General features: G+C 66.3%; 10 protein-coding genes and 1 tRNA gene. 5 read left to right on the top strand and 6 right to left on the bottom strand.

Features of this window, described 5'->3' with window-relative positions; translation table 11 throughout:
- Positions 1-50: 50 nt before the first annotated feature.
- Positions 51-2,717: a bifunctional acetate--CoA ligase family protein/GNAT family N-acetyltransferase gene (locus ABLE91_RS07955; protein ID WP_348930157.1), complete on the top strand. Its 2,667-nt coding sequence runs from the start codon at positions 51-53 to the stop codon at positions 2,715-2,717.
- Between the two features lie 25 nt (positions 2,718-2,742).
- On the opposite strand, the gene ABLE91_RS07950 is transcribed toward ABLE91_RS07955, so the two are convergent.
- The 3 genes from ABLE91_RS07950 to hmuQ are packed head-to-tail and all read right to left on the bottom strand — an operon-like array spanning position 2,743 to position 4,374.
- Positions 2,743-2,994: a hypothetical protein gene (locus ABLE91_RS07950; RefSeq protein ID WP_348930155.1), complete on the bottom strand. Its 252-nt coding sequence runs from the start codon at positions 2,992-2,994 to the stop codon at positions 2,743-2,745.
- Positions 2,995-3,002: 8 nt separating this feature from the next.
- Positions 3,003-4,046 carry a ferrochelatase gene (gene hemH / locus ABLE91_RS07945; protein WP_348930154.1) on the bottom strand — a complete coding sequence of 348 codons (1,044 nt, stop codon included), beginning with the start codon at positions 4,044-4,046 and terminating at the stop codon, positions 3,003-3,005.
- Between the two features lie 10 nt (positions 4,047-4,056).
- Entirely contained in the window at positions 4,057-4,374 is a 318-nt protein-coding gene (gene hmuQ, locus ABLE91_RS07940; RefSeq protein WP_348930152.1) for a heme-degrading protein HmuQ, read from the bottom strand.
- Between the two features lie 149 nt (positions 4,375-4,523).
- Here hmuQ and ABLE91_RS07935 point away from each other — a divergent pair, with 149 nt between their 5' ends.
- Positions 4,524-5,363: an SDR family NAD(P)-dependent oxidoreductase gene (locus tag ABLE91_RS07935; RefSeq protein WP_348930150.1), complete on the top strand. Its 840-nt coding sequence runs from the start codon at positions 4,524-4,526 to the stop codon at positions 5,361-5,363.
- A 178-nt stretch (positions 5,364-5,541) separates the two neighbouring features.
- A complete protein-coding gene (locus ABLE91_RS07930) occupies positions 5,542-8,394 on the top strand; it encodes a DUF4114 domain-containing protein (protein ID WP_348930148.1) in 2,853 nt (950 codons plus the stop codon).
- A 116-nt stretch (positions 8,395-8,510) separates the two neighbouring features.
- Here the strand turns inward: ABLE91_RS07930 and ABLE91_RS07925 are convergent, their stop codons facing one another.
- A complete protein-coding gene (locus tag ABLE91_RS07925) occupies positions 8,511-9,407 on the bottom strand; it encodes a LysR family transcriptional regulator (RefSeq protein ID WP_348930598.1) in 897 nt (298 codons plus the stop codon).
- Between the two features lie 111 nt (positions 9,408-9,518).
- Between ABLE91_RS07925 and ABLE91_RS07920 the strand changes: the two genes are divergently transcribed.
- Complete coding sequence (locus ABLE91_RS07920) at positions 9,519-10,502, top strand: MBL fold metallo-hydrolase (RefSeq protein WP_348930146.1); 984 nt, start codon at positions 9,519-9,521, stop codon at positions 10,500-10,502.
- A 33-nt stretch (positions 10,503-10,535) separates the two neighbouring features.
- On the opposite strand, the gene ABLE91_RS07915 is transcribed toward ABLE91_RS07920, so the two are convergent.
- Positions 10,536-10,610 (bottom strand) — tRNA-Val (locus ABLE91_RS07915).
- Between the two features lie 244 nt (positions 10,611-10,854).
- Here ABLE91_RS07915 and ABLE91_RS07910 point away from each other — a divergent pair.
- Positions 10,855-11,982, top strand: coding sequence for an extensin-like domain-containing protein (locus tag ABLE91_RS07910; RefSeq protein WP_348930144.1), 1,128 nt, complete (start codon positions 10,855-10,857; stop codon positions 11,980-11,982).
- A 49-nt stretch (positions 11,983-12,031) separates the two neighbouring features.
- Here the strand turns inward: ABLE91_RS07910 and ABLE91_RS07905 are convergent, their stop codons facing one another.
- On the bottom strand, positions 12,032-13,693 hold the full coding sequence (locus ABLE91_RS07905; RefSeq protein WP_348930143.1) for an L-lactate permease: 1,662 nt from the start codon (positions 13,691-13,693) through the stop codon (positions 12,032-12,034).
- Positions 13,694-13,951 lie beyond the last annotated feature (258 nt).

Genomic DNA, 13,951 nt, shown 5'->3' with positions numbered 1-13,951 from the left:
GAACGGCGGTACATAAATCCCGGTAACAGATCCCGAGCGAGGCAGGCCCCATGACCACCCGCAATCTCGACGCGCTGTTCCATCCTTCCGCCATCGCCCTTGTGGGCGCCAGCAACCGGGCCGGTTCGGTCGGCTCGGTGATTGCCCGGAATTTGTTCGAGGCGGGCTTCCAGGGGCCCATCCTCACCGTGAACCCCAAGGAGCGCGCCATCCGCTCCTCGCTCAATTATGCCAGCATCGCGGACCTGCCCATTCCCGTGGACCTCGCCGTGGTGGCGACCCCGCCGGACGCCATCCCCCAGGTGATTGCCGATCTCGGCGCCAAGGGCTGCCGGGCGGCGGTGGTCATAACCGCCGGCTTCGGCGAGGGCGACAAGGTGGAAGGCAAGGAGCTGCGCCAGAAGATGCTGGATGCGGCGCGGCCCCATCTGCTGCGCATCGTGGGGCCGAACTGCATCGGCTTCATCTCCACCGGGCCGGCCATCAATGCCTCATTCGCGCATCTGATGCCGCGGAAGGGGGATGTGGCGTTCGTCACCCAGTCCGGCGCCATGGCCACCGCGGTGCTGGACTGGGCCGATGCGCGCGGCTTCGGTTTCTCCCACATCGTCTCTTTGGGCGACATGGCGGACGTGGATTTCGGCGATCTGCTGGACCACCTCGCCCTCGATAACCAGACCCGCGCCATCCTGCTCTATGTGGAAAGCATCACGGATGCGCGGAAATTCATGTCCGCAGGCCGCATCGCCGCTCGCGCCAAGCCGGTCATCGTCATCAAGGCGGGCCGCAGCGCGGCGGGGGCGAAGGCGGCGCTCTCCCACACCGGCGCGCTGGCGGGCGCGGACATTGTCTATGACGCCGCCTTCCGCCGCGCCGGCATGCTGCGCGTCCACGAGCTGCGCGAACTGTTCGAGGCGGTGACCACCCTCTCCTCCGGCCTCCGGCTGAAGGGCGAGCGGCTGTCCATCCTCACCAATGGCGGCGGCGCGGGTGTGCTCGCCACCGATGCGCTGGAGGGCACGCCGGGCAGCCTCGCGACGCTGGACCCGAAGACCATCGCGCAACTGGATAAGGTGCTCCCCGCCACGTGGTCGCGCGGCAACCCGGTGGACATTATCGGCGATGCGCCGGGCCGGCGTTATGCGGACGGCCTCTCGGCATTGCTCTCGGACCCCGCTTCCGATGCCGTTCTGGTGCTAAACTGCCCCACCGCTGTGGCGGATTCCACAGAGGCGGCAGAGGCGGTCATCGACACGCTGGCGCGCCATCCCGGCGCCCCGGTTCTCACCTGCTGGCTGGGCGAGACGGCGGTGGCCGAGGCGCGGCGGCGTTTCGCGGCAAAGCGCGTGCCGACTTACGAGACCCCGGACGAGGCCGTGCGCGCCTTCGTCCATCTCGCCGCCTACCGCCGCAACCAGGCGATCTTGATGGAGACGCCGCCCGCCCGCGGCTTCGACGAGCCGGACCGGGGCAAGGCGCGGGAGATCGTCCAGGCGGCGGTGGCGGCAGGGCGCTCCACCCTCACAGAGTTCGAGGCGAAAAGCGTGCTCGCGGCCTATGACATCCCCACCGTCGCGACCCGCCTTGCCCATACGCCGGAAGAGGCGGCGCAGGTGGCGCGGGAGATCGGCCGGCCGGTGGCGCTGAAGATCCTCTCCCACGCCATCACCCACAAGACGGACGTGGGCGGCGTGCGCCTGGACCTGCGTACCGCCGAGGCGGTGGAGGAGGCGGCGCGGACCATGCTGGCGACGGTGGCCGAGCGCCGGCCGGATGCGAAGCTCGACGGCTTCACCGTGCAGGAGATGATCCACCGGCCCGAGGCGCACGAACTGATCGTCGGCATTTCCAACGACGCTACCTTCGGCCCGGTCATCCTGTTCGGCGAGGGCGGCGTCGCCGTGGAGGTGATCGCCGACCGCGCCGTGGCCCTGCCGCCGCTCAACCGGCTGCTGGCGCGGGAGATGATCGAGCGCACCCATATTTCGCGACTGTTAGCCGGCTATCGCGATCGCGCGCCCGCCGACATGGAGGCCATCGAGGCCACCTTGGTGAAGATCTCCGACCTGCTGGGGGACATCCCAGAGATCACCGAGCTGGACATCAACCCGCTGCTGGCGGATTCCGCGGGGGTGATCGCACTGGACGCCCGCATCGTCGCCCATGCGGCGGAAGGCTCTGGCACCCGACACTTTGCCATCCGGCCTTATCCCACGCGGCTTTCCGGCACCATTTCGCTCGCCGACGGGCAGGTGCTGGAGCTTCGCCCCATCCGCCCGGAGGACGAGCCGGCTTTGGTGGAGATGGTGCGCCGCTCGGACCCCGCGGACGTGCGCATGCGGTTCCTCGGGTCCATCAAGGATTTCCCGCACCTCATGGCGGCGCGCCTGTCGCAGATCGACTACCACCGGGAGATGGCGCTGGTGGCGCTGAACGGTGAGGGGGAGATCCTTGGCGCGGTGCGCATTATCGCCGATCCCGACAATGAGGAGGCCGAATACGCCATCATGGTGCGCTCGGACCAGAAGGGGCGGGGCCTCGGCTACGGGCTGATGAACGAGATCCTCAGCTATGCCCGCCGGCAGGGGCTGAAGCGCATCTTCGGCGACGTGCTGCGGGAGAACCAACCCATGCTGCGCGTGGCGGAGGACCTGGGCTTCACCGTGCGCGTGGGGAGCGATGATCCCACCATGGTGCGGGTGGACCTGGATTTGTGAGACGGCCCCTTTCCGCCCTCTCTCCTCAGCTCTCCCGATGGCCCTTCATTCCCATCCCGCCGGCCATCCAGATCGCCAGGGAGGAAAGCATGAACGGCCCGAGAACCGTGAAGCCCGACCATTCCTTGTCGATCATGAGGATGATCAAGGCGCCTCCTATGAGGCCGCCCACCGCGCTGAAGATCAGCCGCGCGCGCATATCGAAGCGAAGCCGGCCATGGATGTAGGCGTAGACCATCATGAGCAGGATGACGATGACGGGAACGAACTGAAGCATTGCCTTGTCTATCCCGCCATCCACCCGGACAATTCCCGCCGCACCACGTGCTCGATCACCTGCATGCCCTCTGCCGTGTCGTTGAGGCAGGGGATGGCGGCGAATTTCTCGCCGCCATTGTGCAGGAAGATCTCCCGGTTCTCGACGCCGATCTCCTCCAGCGTCTCCAGGCAGTCGGCGGTAAAGCCCGGATTGACGATGGCGAGCTTCTTCACGCCGCTCTTTCCCAGCGCCTCCACGGTCTTGTCCGTATAGGGCTGGAGCCATTCCTCGGTGCCGAAGCGGGACTGGAAGGTGAGGCGGAAGCGCTCCTCGCTGAACCCCAGATATTCCCGCATCAGCCGCGCCGTCTTCACGCACTGGCAATGATAGGGGTCGCCCTTGGCGAGGTAGGATTGCGGCACGCCGTGGAACGAGGCGAGGATCACCTCCGGCTCGAAATCGAGCTTCGCGAGGTTTGCCTTCAGGCTCTCGCACGCCGCCGCGATATAGACTTCATCGTCGTGCCAGGGCGGGGCGACGCGCAGGATGGGCTGCCAGCGCATGGTCTTCAGCGCATCGAAGGCCTTGTCGCAGACCGTGGCGGTGGTGGCGGCGGCATATTGGGGATAGAGCGGCACGATGAGAATGCGCTCGCAGCCCTGTTTCTGAAGCGCCTCCAGTCGCTCGGCGATGGGCGGCTTGCCGTAGCGCATGGCCCAGTCCACCACGATGCGCGCATCGTCCGGGGCGAGGCTAGCGGCGAGCTTCTCCGCCTGGGCGCGGGTGATGGTCTTCAGCGGGCCCTCGTTGCGTTCCTTGTTCCAGATGCTGTCATAGTCCTTGCCCTTCGGCCCGGGCCTTTTGGTGAGGACGATGAGGTTCAGCACCAGCCACCAGACCACGCGGTTGACCTCGATGACCCGCCGGTCGGAGAGGAACTCCTTCAGATAGGCCCGCATGGACCAGTAATCGGTGGCCTCGGGCGTGCCGAGATTGACCAGCAGCACGCCGATGCGCCCGGAGGCCACCTTGGGATGGCCGGGCGGGAAATGATCGGCTGCCTTCAGCATGGGCGGAGGCTCACGACGCGCTCTGGGACAGGATGCTCTCGAAGCCCTCGAATTCGGGATGGCCGAGATAATGCACCTTGTTGTTGCCGGCATCGCGATGGGCGGCGCGGAAGGCCTCCGAGCGGGTCCAGGCCTCGAAGTCGGCTTTGGAGCGCCAGAGGCTGTGGGAGGCATAGAGGACATGGTCCTCCTTGGCCGGACCCTTCAGGAGATCGAACTTCACGAAGCCGGGAACGGTGGAGAGGTGGCTGTCCCGCTCGCGCCAGATGCGCTCGAACTCGGCCTCGGAGCCCGCCTTCACCTTGAAGCGGTTCATGGCTACGAACATGGAATCTCTCCATTTTTTCGGTCGGATCGCGGCGTGCCGGCAGGGCAGCGGTGACGCGATCTTGTTCGGCGCCAAGTCTATCCCGCCCTTGCGCCGGGTGCGCAAGGGCGCTCTTTTCCGCAGCGACCTTATAGCCGCAGGAGCCCATCATGGCCTCGACCTCCTTCTCCCATCCCGCCCTTGCCCCCGGCCGGGTCGCGGTCATCACCGGCGGCGCCTCCGGCCTTGGCTTTGCGGCGGCACAGCGCTTCGCCGGGCTCGGCATGAAGGTGTGCATCGCTGATTTGCCCGGCGAGCGGCTGGACAAAGCGAAAGCGGCCCTCGGCGGGGCGGCCATGGCGGCGGGGGTGGATGTGAGCCGCCGGGAGGAACTGGAGCGGCTGGAAGGGGAGGTGAGGGCGGCCTATGGCGCGGTGGACGTGCTGATGAACAATGCGGGCATCCACGGAACCAGCATGTTCTCGGACCCAGAAGCCTGGCGCCGCGTGATCGAGGTGAACCTCTGGGGTATCATCAACGGCTCCCAGGTGTTCGGCCCGCACATGATCGCCCAGAGCACCCCCGGCCTCATCATCAATACCGGCTCCAAGCAGGGCATCACCACCCCGCCGGGCGACCCCGCCTACAATGTGTCCAAGGCTGGCGTGAAGGTGTTCACCGAGGCGCTCCAGCACGAGCTGCGCAACACAGAGGGCTGCAAGGTGAGCGCCCACCTCTTCATCCCCGGCTTCGTTTTTACTGGGCTCACCGCGCGCGGGCGCACCGAGAAGCCGGAGGGGGCCTGGACCCCCGAGCAGACCGTGGATTTCATGCTCAAGAGCGTGGACGCCGGCGACTTCTACATCCTCTGCCCGGACAATGACGTGACCCGCCAGATGGATGAGCGCCGCATCCTCTGGGCGGCCGGCGACATCGCCGAGAACCGGCCTCCGCTCTCGCGCTGGCACAAGGATTATGGCGAGGCGTTCGCGGCCTTCCTGAAGGGCTGAGCACAAGGAGCAATCGACATTCACTTTTGGGGACGATGGCACAAAGCCCGGCCATGACGGCAGGAAAGACGGTGAACCTGCTTATCTCTGAATGTCGATTGGCTCTGGGTTCAGGCTTGCCTTCCCGGCCCCCCTCGGAGCACGTTGCGCCGGGCTTCGAAGGGCTGGGAGGCATATTATGGGCTACGTCGCCAATTCTTCTTACGTCAATTTCTTGAGCTGGCGGTATAATGACGCCACAACGGTGCCCGAAGCTTTCGACTTCACCTCGGGTAACACCTATTCACTGACCGCCGACGTCCATATCAACCTTGCTTTGATGATCGACCGGGTCACCGACCCTTCCGATCTGTTGTCCCTGGACTGGGCGGACCGCCAGGCAGCCCTCGTAGACCTCAATGCGAAAGGGGAGCTCTGGACCACCTATGGCGGCTCCCAGGCGAACTATGACACGATCCGCACCGGCCTCTCCTCGCTCGGCATCGCTGTCGAGGCCGCCGGCACCGGCTATGTGAGCAGCGCCGAGTCCCGCACGCTGTGGGTCAGCCTCACGCCCCAGGAATTCCACGACCTCACCGGCCAGGACCTGCGATGGGTCGGCGGCACGGCGGACAATCCCTGGGCCATGTACTGGGACGGCGAGCTCCACCTTCCCGACGCCTGGAGCGGGCTGGTGAAGGGACTGTGGGTGGACTGGTTCACCACGCCCGCATCGGACCCCGCCACCTCGCACGAGGCCTCCCTCAAGCCGGGGCCCCAGAGCCCCGGCAATTCGTCCCTCGGCTTCCAGAGCTATTATGCGAGCCAGATCGCGGCGCTCTACAATTTCCCGCTCCAGGGGGATGCCCTGCTGCCCACGGGCATCATCGGGCTGGTGGAGCCGGCCATCGGCGCCGCGCTTCCCGCCGACACGCCGTCCGACTTCCAGACCCTCCTGGACAATTTCCGCACCCGCGCAGGCCTCACGTCGAGCGCGCCCTATTATCATGTGGGCACCCAGATCTGGGACGGCGCGGAGGACCGGGCGGGCGAGCGCTCCCTGGATGTGGGCGTGGTCGCCGCCATCAATCCGGACTCCACCATCGGCCTCTATAGCGGCCACGGCTTCGCCAGCCAGAGCAACTTCACCGGCTATCAGGGCGCCATCTGGGACATGGCCCACGATCCGGCGGTGATCTCCTCCTCCTGGACCGACAGCCTCTCGCCCGCGCCGGGTTCGCCCTTCCTGGACGCCTATCGTGAACTCTTCGTCGACGCCGCGCTGCGCAACCTCACCATGTTCAACGACGCCTCGGACGGCGGCTCGGGCGCGCAGATCGGCAACGGCCTCACCAATGTGTGGCAGAACAATCTCAGCCCCTATGCGGTGGTGGTGGGAGGCACCTCCCTCTCGACGCCGTCCCAGGCGGAGCTGGATCCCACCCTCACCTCCTACGTGGCCGAGGCGGATGCGCTGAACCGCTCCATGCTCGCGACCTTCGTGGCCGGGGGGCTGCGCACCCTGCCCACCGATGCCGACGCGCTCTCCGTCTTCCTGGAGACGGTGTGGAACCAGTATGTGCTGGCGGGCCATGCGCTGAACCCGGGTTATGTCACCAACGAGACCGGCACCGGCGGCGTCGACATCACCCAGCCGGTTCCCGACTATCAGCAGGATTTCGGCCTCACCCCCCACAGCGTTGGGCCGGACGGCGGCATCGGCCGCGGCAGCCCGGACGTCTCCGCCAATGCCGGCGGCAACCTGCAATACACCACCCTCAGCCCCGACATGCAGGACACCTGGTACGATTTCGGCACCAGCGCGGCGACCCCGCTCTGGGCCTCGCTGGGTGTCCAGATCAACGCCATCTTCGCCGACCAGGGCCTGCCGCGCCTCGGCTACATGACGGACCTGCTCTACCAGGCCGCCGTCATCGCCCCCGGCGCGTTCAACGACATCACCATCGGCAACAACATCTCCAGCTTCGTCTATGGCGGTACCACCAACAGCGACGGCGGCACCTTCATCACTCCCACCGGCTATGGCTATTCGGCGACGCCGGGCTATGACCTCGTGACCGGCCTCGGCACGCCCAACGGGGTGCTGCTGGCGCGGGCGCTGACCGCCATCGCGCATACGCAGACCTCTTCCCATGCGCCTTCGCTCGCGAGTGAAAGCGGGGGCGGTCTTGTGAGCGCGGTGAGCCAGTCGCTCATCGCCCAGGCGGTGCTCGCCGACCATGCGTCCGTCTCGGTCCATGCCGGCGCCAGCGGCTTCTCCGGCTTGGAAGGCGCCACCGAGGCGCAGGCCTGGACGCGCCAGTTCGCCCAGCAGGTGCTGCAGCAGGATTTCGACCCCAATCTCGTCCTGCAGTTCGACGGGCTGTCCCAGGTCCGGCCCCATGAGATCGACGCCGCGGCCGGCTCGGCCTTCTCGGTCACCATCGACGGCGCCGCGGGCACGACCCCGCAGGCGCGCCTTTCCAGCGAATACGGCTTCGTGGATTTCGTCGATGCGCACGCCGACAGCGCGGTGGAACTGGCCCGGCCCGTGGCCATCGCCGCCAATGCGGGCGGCGCCGACGACCAGATCGCCGTGGTGCGGCTGCGCCAGAGCGGGGCGAGCGATGGCCTGTCCGTCAGCTTCTACCAGGTGGACACGCTGGATGGGACCATCAACGGCGTCCGGCCGGGGGAGGCGGGCTATAAGGAGCTCGCCGCGGGTCGCGCCTACGAGCTAGCCAGTGGCGGCAAGGAGATTGCGGGACCGGGCTTCGGCCAGTTCGCTGAGACCGGCCTGCTCCATGTGGACCAGGGCGACCTCATCGCCATGGTCCTCACCAACGCCCAGTCGGGCGCGACGCCCCACACCTATTATGCCTTTGCCTCGGGCAATGAGCAGGTGGACGGGACGAACGTCGCCCATCTCTGGAGCTACGGCCTCAACACCTGGGGGTGGGAGGATCTCTATGGCGGGGGCGACCTCGACTACAACGACCTGGTGGTGCAACTGGACTTCACCAGCGCCTCGGGCCACGGCGTCCTGATCTGAGGCGCCGCGGCCCACGGTGTGGGCGGACGCGCTGCAGATTTTTGTCGGCAGCCGACCGCCTTATGCGCTCTTCATTCAAAACCGGGCCACCCTGCAAGGATGCCTAGCTCTGCCCCTCAGGACCACTCGAACACGCGGATATGCTGGAGGAAGGCAGCCATGGCTGCGCTTGGATGCCGACGATTGGGATAGTAGAGAAACCAACTCGGCATCTGCGGGCTCCAATCGCGCAACAGCTCGACCAGGCTGCCATCTTCCACGTGCGGCTTTGCATAATCCTCGAACACGTGGGCAATGCCTTGCCCGGCCAGCGCGGCCTGCAGCTCCTGATGGGCTGAACTCAACGTCAGGCGGCCTTCGGGATGGATCTCCAAGCTTTCGCTATCCTTCTCAAACCGCCACGTGGCCATCGTCCCGCCGGGGAAGAGGCGACGGATGCAGTCATGACCCATCAGGTCCGGAGGGGCCGAAGGCACGCCTCTGATCTTCAGATAGCTTGGGGATGCGGCGATCGCATATCGCAATCGCGGCCCCAGAGGCACGGCGATCATGTCCTGCTCCAGCTGCCTGCCGAAGCGGACACCCGCATCGAAGCCCTGCTGGACGATGTCGACGATGGCGGCGTCACTGACCAGTTCGACTTTGACTTCCGGATAGGTCCGCATGAAGTCGAAGATGAGCGGGCATAGAACGTGGTCGACAGCTGGACCCGGAGCGTTGATGCGAAGTGTCCCGGTTGGCTTCTCGCGCAGCTGGTTCAGATCGTCGATCGCCGCCCGGATGTCCCGCAAGGCGGGAGCCAGCCGCTCCAGCAAGCGCGCTCCTGCCTCAGTCGGAGCCACGCTTCGTGTCGTCCGGTTCAGCAGCCTGATGCCGAGGGCGTCCTCAAGCGAACGGATGCTTTGGCTGAGAGCGGCAGATGACACGCGACGCTCGGCTGCCGCCGCGCGGAAGCCGCCGCAGCTGACGATCGAAGCGAAGACATCGAGGCTATCGAGGCGGAGTGGGCGCATTGCAAAGTACAGCCTATCAAGCTGTTCGGATTTATCGATCTTATCCAAGCAATGACGCAGTGTCATGTAGGGCGGGACCGGTCGCAAGCGACCCTGCCAAGCGAGACGAAGATGACAGCTCCCACCTTGAACCGCCGCGCGCTCGTGCTGTCCGCCTTAGCCGGCAGTTCCGGCCTTCTTGTCGGCGCCGCCCAGCCCGCCAGCGCGCAGACGCCGGCGGCCATCCGCGGCAATGCCGGCCATTATCGCTTCCGGGTCGGAGAGATCAGCGCGACCGTCCTCAGTGACGGCGTCATTGGCGGGCCGCCGCGCGTTTATGCCAGCGACGCGCCGGAGGCCGAACTGCAGGAGGCGCTGAGGCGTGCCTTCCTGCCCGCCGACCACATGACGCTGAACCTGAACACGCTGCTCATCGAAACAGGCGGCAGGCGCATTCTGCTGGAAGCCGGTGCCGGGCAGACCATGGGCCCGAACGGAGGGCAGATCTTTGCCAATCTGGCTGCGATCGGCCTGACGGCGAGCGATATCGACGTTGTCGTCGTGTCGCACACGCATCCGGACCATGTGGGCAATCTGCGGACCGCCCAGGGCGGCAGGGCATTCCCGCGCGCGACGGTTTTCGCGCCAAAGGCCGATTGGGACTTCTTCGTCCGCAACGATCCCGATCTCTCGTACATGCCGGTGCCGGAAGATTTCCGGCGACGGTTCGGCGCGGCGATCAAGCAAAGCGTCGAACCTGTCGCCAGGGATATCGAACTTTATGAGGCGGGGGCGGAGATCGTGCCGGGTCTCACCACCATCGCGGCATCCGGCCATACGCCGGGCATGGTCTCATTCCTGGTCCATTCGGGGAGAGACCAATTGCTGCTGACGGCCGACCTCGCCTACCACCCCGTCATCAATGTCGATCGCCCCTGGAAGCCGGGACCCGACCGGGACAAGGACGCCGCCTTGAGCGCGCGCCGCCGGATATTCGACCAGGCGGCAGCCGAGCGGATTCCGGTGCTCGGCTTCCACTACCCGTTCCCCGGCCTCGGCCACCTGCTCAAGACAGAGACGGGCTACCTCTGGGTGCCGGCGGGCTGGCAGTTCTGAAGCTGCCAAGACGGAGGGTGCTGAAGGTGCGGATGGTGGGCGCGACAGGGATCGAACCTGTGACCCCTACGATGTCAACGTAGTGCTCTCCCGCTGAGCTACGCGCCCATCCGCCGGGAGGCGCCTCTATATCGACTCGCTTGCCGGGACGCAAGGCGTCCGCGTTCCGTTTTGCTTTGCTACGCCTTTATCTCCGTTCCCCCCTTCCGGGAGGGGCAGTGGGGACGCCTCCGCGCTCTTAACCCGATCTCAACGACCGCCCGTGCATGGTGCCCCCATGACGCGCGGAGTATTCAGGTATTTCGTAGCCCCGCTCGTCTGCGTGGGGCTCCTGTCGGGCTGTCGTTTCGATATGTTCGACCGACGGGAGCCCTGGCGCGCCGAGGCAGAGGAGAGGTGCATCGCCGAGAAGGGCGTGACGGTCTCCGCCTATGTGGAGCCCGTGAGCGCCATCAATCGCGGCGTCTGCGGCATGGAGCATCCCTTCAAGGTCGCCGCCCTTGAGGACGGCGCCATCGAGGTGAAGCCTGCGGCGACCCTCGCCTGCCCGATGATCCGCAACCTGAATGTGTGGATGGACCAGGTGGTGCAGCCCGCCGCCATGGCCTGGATGGGCCAACCGGTGGTGGGCATCAAGCAGATGTCCTCCTATTCGTGCCGCGGCATGAACGGTGACCCCTCAGCAAAGATTTCCGAGCACGCCTTCGGCAATGCGCTGGATGTGGGCGCCTTCACCTTCGCCGACGGCCGCACGCTGACGGTGAAGGACAATTGGAAGGGCCCCCAGGAGGCGCGCGGCTTCCTGCTCCAGGTGCAGGCGGGCGCATGCGACGTGTTCACCACCATCCTGGCGCCGGGCTCCAACATCTATCATTACGACCACATCCATGTGGACCTGATGCGCCACGCCAAGGGGCGGACCATCTGCAAGCCGGAGCCCAAGCCCATGGCGCCGCCGGTTCTGATGGCGCGCCAGCCCGGGCCGCCCTATGGCGCGCCCATGATCGCCCCGCCCTCCGGCCCGCCGCCGCTGTCGCGCCCCGAGCCCGCGCCCTCCATGCCGGCCAATGCGCCCGCCGGCGCCCCCCTCGACATCCTGCCCCACCCGCCGGAGCAGGAGGACGACCAGCCGGATACGCCGCAGCCCCAGATGCAGCAGCCTCAGGTGCAGCACCCCCGCATGCCGCAGCCGCCTTACGCGCAGAACCCGCAATACGGGCCGGCGCCGTCCTATGGCGCGCCGCAGCGCGCCTATCCGCCGCCAGGCGATGCGCACCAGCCAGTATTGCTACCGCCGGGGGCGGTGCCCCAGCCCAACGTGCTGCGCCCGCCCGGCCCCATGTCCTACGCGCCGGGAGCAGCGTCCCGGAGCGTCGGCCCGTTCGAAACGGGGTCGATCGCCAACCGGAAATATTATTCCGTGCCGATCCCTCAGCCCTCCACCATCCCGCTTCCCAGGGCGGAGCCGGGAGCGGACTGAGGGCGTGCGAAAGTCCCCGCCATCTCGCGATGGCGGGGTAAATGTCTGCTCAGTGGATGACCATGGCGGTGAACGGCCAGACATAGGCCTGGAGCATCACCAGCACGCCGACCAGACAGGCCAGCGCGATGGAGTGCCAGAACACGAAGCGCAGGATCGTGCCTTCATGGCCGAACCAGTTGGTGGCGGTGGAGGCCACCACGATGGACTGCGCGTCGATCATCTTGCCCATGACGCCGCCGGAGGAGTTGGCGGCGCCCATGAGGATGGGGCTGAGGCCCAGTTGCTCGGACGTGATCTTCTGCAATCCGCCAAACAGCACGTTGGAGGCGGTGTCCGACCCCGTCAGCGCGACGCCCAGCCAGCCCAGCAGCGTGCCGAAGAAGGGATAGAGCACCCCGGCATGGGCGAAGGCGAGCCCCAGCGTCGCATCGAGACCCGAGAAGCGGGTCAGGGTGCCGATGGCGAGCATGGCCGCGATGGTGATGAGCGAATAGCGCAGCACCCACAGCGTCTGAAGATACGCCGTGATGAGGCGCAGCGGCGAGAAGCGCATGACGATGGCCGCGAGGACGGCGGCGATCAGGATGCCCGTGCCGGTGAAGGACAGGTAGGTGAAGGCGAAGACGGCGCCCTCCGTGGCGGGCTTCGCCACCACCGGGGGCACCTTCTGGATCATGTTGTGGAGGCCGGCGATGGGCCAGTTGATGGTGAAGATGGGGTTCACCAGCGCCTTGAACCAGCCGGTGCCCCAGATGAACACCACCGCCGAGAGGATGATCCAGGGCGTCCAGGCCCAGAACACCTCCTCATTGCTCGCCTTGGCGCGCGGCGGCGGGGGCGGGGGCATGGTGTCGGCGCTGGTGTCGTGGGTGCGCAGCTTGGGCGAGAGCCACACTTCCTTCGGCTGCCACACCTTCAGGAAGGCGACGAGACAGCCCATGGAGATGAGCGAGGCGCCGATATCCACGATCCAGGGATTGATGAAGTTGGAGATGAGATATTGCGGCACGGCGAAGGAGACGCCGGTGACGAGGATGGCCGGCCAGATCTGGAGCATGCCGCGCCGCCCCGCAAACACCCAGATGAGCCAGAACGGCACGATGAGCGAGAAGAAGGGCAATTGCCGGCCCACCATGGCGCCGAGCAGATAGGGATCGAGCCCCGTCACCGAGGCGAGGCCCTGGATAGGCGTGCCGAGCGCGCCATAGGCCACCGGCGCGGTATTGGCGATGAGCGAGAGGCCGGACGCGGCCAGCGGTGAGAAGCCGAGGCCGATGAGGAGTGCGCCGGTGACAGCGACGGGCGTGCCGAAGCCCGAGGCTCCCTCGAAGAAGGCGCCGAAGGAGAAGGCGATGAGCAGCAATTGCAGCCGGCGGTCCTGGGTGATGCCGCCGATGGATTGCTGGAGGATCTCGAACCAGCCTTTCTCCACCGTCAGCCGGTAGAGGAAGATGACGTTGAGGATGATCCAGCCGATGGGGAAGAAGCCGGTGATCACGCCGAGGAACGTCGCCCGCAAGGCGAGGTCGGTGGGCATGGTGAAGACGAGGACCGAGACGGCGATGGCGGCGATGAGCGCGATGACGGCGGCGATGTGCGCGGGCACCTTACCGCTGGCGATGAGCACGAGAAGCGTGACCACCGGAATGGCCGCGACGAGGGTCGAGAGGATCGAGCTTCCGAATGGGTCGTAGACCTGGCTCCACATGGACGACTCCCTGATGTTCTTTTTGTTTTCGGGAGACGGGTTCTTGAGGCGCTCGGCTCCCGTGAGGGTCATTGCTGATCCCTTTGCGGTGCGAGTCAATAAATCTTCCGGCCAATACGCCACGGATCATGGAAATGCTTTGGGGAAAAGCAGATAAAAACGCCTATACTAACGTAAGGTCACGTAATTTATTTACCTAAGGGAATGCTGAGGCCAGAAATTGCATAGCCGCAGCTTGGAGAGCGGCGAGGTTGCGAG

The organism is Aquabacter albus, assembly GCF_040049275.1.
GTDB lineage: Bacteria > Pseudomonadota > Alphaproteobacteria > Rhizobiales > Xanthobacteraceae > Aquabacter.
This window is presented reverse-complemented; position numbering and strand designations above follow the sequence as displayed.

Excerpts from the sequence above, each read along its gene's own strand:
- hmuQ (WP_348930152.1), bottom strand. The coding sequence starts at position 4,374 with ATGTTCGTAGCCATGAACCGCTTCAAGGTGAAGGCGGGCTCCGAGGCC.
- ABLE91_RS07955 (WP_348930157.1), top strand. The coding sequence starts at position 51 with ATGACCACCCGCAATCTCGACGCGCTGTTCCATCCTTCCGCCATCGCC.
- ABLE91_RS07920 (WP_348930146.1), top strand. The coding sequence starts at position 9,519 with ATGACAGCTCCCACCTTGAACCGCCGCGCGCTCGTGCTGTCCGCCTTA.
- ABLE91_RS07930 (WP_348930148.1), top strand. The coding sequence starts at position 5,542 with ATGGGCTACGTCGCCAATTCTTCTTACGTCAATTTCTTGAGCTGGCGG.
- ABLE91_RS07935 (WP_348930150.1), top strand. The coding sequence starts at position 4,524 with ATGGCCTCGACCTCCTTCTCCCATCCCGCCCTTGCCCCCGGCCGGGTC.
- ABLE91_RS07925 (WP_348930598.1), bottom strand. The coding sequence starts at position 9,407 with ATGCGCCCACTCCGCCTCGATAGCCTCGATGTCTTCGCTTCGATCGTC.
- hemH (WP_348930154.1), bottom strand. The coding sequence starts at position 4,046 with ATGCTGAAGGCAGCCGATCATTTCCCGCCCGGCCATCCCAAGGTGGCC.
- ABLE91_RS07905 (WP_348930143.1), bottom strand. The coding sequence starts at position 13,693 with ATGTGGAGCCAGGTCTACGACCCATTCGGAAGCTCGATCCTCTCGACC.
- ABLE91_RS07950 (WP_348930155.1), bottom strand. The coding sequence starts at position 2,994 with ATGCTTCAGTTCGTTCCCGTCATCGTCATCCTGCTCATGATGGTCTAC.
- ABLE91_RS07910 (WP_348930144.1), top strand. The coding sequence starts at position 10,855 with ATGTTCGACCGACGGGAGCCCTGGCGCGCCGAGGCAGAGGAGAGGTGC.